The organism is Bathymodiolus platifrons methanotrophic gill symbiont (assembly GCF_002189065.1).
Taxonomy (GTDB): domain Bacteria; phylum Pseudomonadota; class Gammaproteobacteria; order Methylococcales; family Methylomonadaceae; genus Methyloprofundus.
Genome location: NZ_BDMN01000359.1, coordinates 1 through 3033 on the forward strand (window position 1 = coordinate 1; position 3033 = coordinate 3033).

Annotated in this window: 3 protein-coding genes and 1 pseudogene; 3 read left to right on the forward strand and 1 reads right to left on the reverse strand. The window is 38.9% G+C overall.

The genetic code is table 11. The features are described 5' to 3' along the window. Positions 1 to 236 precede the first annotated feature (236 nt). Positions 237 to 947, reverse strand: coding sequence for an Lcl C-terminal domain-containing protein (locus tag CDZ78_RS17500; protein WP_087871135.1), 711 nt, complete (start codon positions 945 to 947; stop codon positions 237 to 239). 38 nt (positions 948 to 985) lie between these two features. Between CDZ78_RS17500 and CDZ78_RS17505 the strand changes: the two genes are divergently transcribed. From CDZ78_RS17505 to CDZ78_RS17515, 3 genes and pseudogenes are all read left to right on the forward strand, one after another. After that, a complete protein-coding gene (locus CDZ78_RS17505; protein WP_140414165.1) occupies positions 986 to 1294 on the forward strand; it encodes a hypothetical protein in 309 nt (102 codons plus the stop codon). Between the two features lie 327 nt (positions 1295 to 1621). Beyond that, complete coding sequence (locus CDZ78_RS17510) at positions 1622 to 2689, forward strand: Lcl C-terminal domain-containing protein (protein WP_087871137.1); 1068 nt, start codon at positions 1622 to 1624, stop codon at positions 2687 to 2689. A 162-nt stretch (positions 2690 to 2851) separates the two neighbouring features. Continuing rightward, a pseudogene (locus CDZ78_RS17515) lies at positions 2852 to 3033 on the forward strand (IS6 family transposase); the annotation flags it as partial.

The following is a 3033-nucleotide window of genomic DNA, read 5'->3' on the forward strand; positions in this document are numbered from 1 at the left end:
TCGGTGTAATCCTCGTCTGTCATTGAGGGGTCACGCGCTCTTTGTTCATCACAAGTTAATTCATACTCAACCGTGCCCTCGTCACCCCCTCCACTTAAAATCAGGGGATCGCCATCCTCCCACCCATAGGCGGATGCGGTCGTTACCCATACAGTCATCAGAAGGGTTGCTAATATTTTAATACGCATTTGTGTATCCTTTATATTGAAGTTTATTGTGACAGAACCTTATATTTTCTAAAAATTCCTAATTAGTAATAAGCTAAGTTTAACAATTTTATGTGCCTTAGCCTTTGTACCATTTGTTAGATTAAACCCATACATCCAAGATTCCGCAGCTTCTGAGGATGACCAGAAGAATTTAGGGAAAGAAGGGTGCGCGTCTCCTTTCTCTGTTACCGTATAAGCACCTAATGCACTATAGATTTCTTCTAACTCTCTCATAGAGGGTATATACCAATCCTTAACGCCTCCAGAATCGTAGTTCCGTAACACATCAATTGCAGAAGAACCTCCATAATAACTATTACATTTGTTTTCTAGTGCTACGTCTGTATTAGATGCACCCGCTCCCATAGATAAGTATCTTGCCCCTTCAAGAGCTACATTCCAACACCCATACTCTACAGTTGTGTGATGGTTAGGGGCTATCTCCATCCCATGCCGACCTTCGTCGGTGACATAAAATACTTTACCCCCTCCAAACCCAATGTCTCCAACCTTAAAAACAGTTGCACATTCAGAGTCTTGAAATTCTAATAAGAAATCCGAGTACTCATCATCCGACATTGAGGGATCTCGTAATCTTTGCTCATCACAAGATAGTTCATACTCAACCTTGGCATTGTCTCCACTTAAAGTCAGGGGACCTCCATCCTCCCACCCAGAGGCGGAGGCAGTCGTTACCCATACAGTCATCAGAAGGGTTGCTAATATTTTAACACTCATTTGTGTATCCTTTATTTTCAGTTATATTGAAGTTTATTGTGACAGAACCGTTGAATCTGATTAAAAAAATAGGCGAGTTCACGCATTGGGTATCTGCTCCAATTTACTTTGAAGCGATTAAACATGTAGATACGGGTGAAGTTAAGATACTGAATCACACAGTTGAAAATTTATCTGATGATGAGTACAACCTTCTTGCAGTAAAACTACACTACTTCGGCTATGAAGATGGATGGCGTGCTGGTGTACATGATGACTGGACTTGGACTAGAGGCTATAGGGGTAACAGCTATAAAAAAGGCGGAAGCCGTTATGGTCTTGATTTTAAATGGACACCAATCCAATAAGTCACAGTTCATAGTACTACATAAAATTTCACTGCTTACAATTTTAAATCTGTAAGCAGTGATTAGCTAAGATAGGAAAAGAAAATGTAACTACTCAGCGAAGCTGAGTAGTTCAATGGAATTATAGAGCAAATTCAGGCAACTTTCCTTCGAAGACCAACTTCCCACCCGGCTCTTCACGCCTGGGCTTCTTTTTTTTGCGACAGAACCAGAAAAAACTATGTTAAAATGATTTATTGGTAAAAATATTCTGGAAACTTTCCTGAAATTTCTTTATAATTTTATTTAATTGTAAATTATGCTGAGTAGTTACAAAAAAATTGAATCATGAAAAAACTATTATTCACTTTGTTACTATTTCTTTCCTTAAATCAAGCGAGTAATGCGGGATTATTAGGTTCTGAGGTTGTGTTTAAAACACAGTATCAAGCACATATAGGAGATAAAATACTCATCATAATGCTCCCTGTAGCTGAAACTATCGTTGAACCAGGGATAGAATTTCCAAGTGATTATCATACTGATAAACTTAACGGCAACAAGTTAGAGAAACATGACTTTGATTATGGCGTGATTGATATTGATTCAGTATACCCACTGGCACTTGTTGGTGTAAATGTTGGTGATGACTTTATTGAGATTGATTTTACTGACTCTGGGCGGTTCTCACAAGCAAGTGAAAATACTTATGTTTTTAAGTTCAGCGCCGCTAATCTAACTGACAATATCACAAGCGTGACCATTGATAGCTCTGTTACTACGCTTGAGTTAGCAGATCCTGATGTTCAATTTATTGGAAATAAATTATTCATAAACCTTAGAGGACTCCCATTTAACTCATCTTCATTTGTTCGAATTAATATTGACTCAACACTCCAGAAATATGCAATTGGTGATACTGGTCCAGCTGGAGGTTGGGTGTTTTATGTTACCGACGATGGATTACATGGTTTAGAAGCAGCTCCAAAGAATCTACAGCTAGCCACATGGGGGTGTTATAGTACCGACGTTGGAGCTGATGGCGTACTTATCTATACAGGAAAAGCAAACACGAAATCAATCATAAGTGCTAAGTGCAAAGGCGCCCCCCTATACGGTGGAAACAGTCTTGTTGCAGCTAAACTAGCAAATTATTATCAACATGGTGGATACACCGATTGGTTTTTGCCATCACAAGATGAACTAAAGTTAATCTACAGTAATTTATTCCTATACAATTTAGGTGACTTTCCTATTCACAAAGAATTAGTTTCATACTGGAGCTCGACGGAGCTGGATACTAGAAAAGCATACGTGACGCATTTTTTCTATACTAGCGACAAAAATTATAAACCTCGTACCGGTACTATGTTTAAACATCTCGCCCGTCACGTACGCCCTATTAGGTCTTTTTAAATATTTCCTAGATGCGACAGGGTTCTTTCTCTGGTTATATGCCCGTACCTGAGTCTCAGAATATGTATGCTTATGCACAAATAATGGTTCTGTCGCATAAAGTTCACTTCCCCAGGTTATCTGCTATCATTAAGTTTAAATCTCTATATCAGGAATTCTCAAATGCTTAGTTTCAAATGGCGCCACTTTGAAAAAGAGATCATTCTCCTAAATGTCAGATGGTACTTGGCTTACCCACTCAGTTATCGCAATCTTGAAGAAATAGCGGAAGAACGAGGCTATCATGTTGACCACAGCACACTTAACCGCTGGGTTATCACGTATGCGCCTAAATTAGAGAAAGA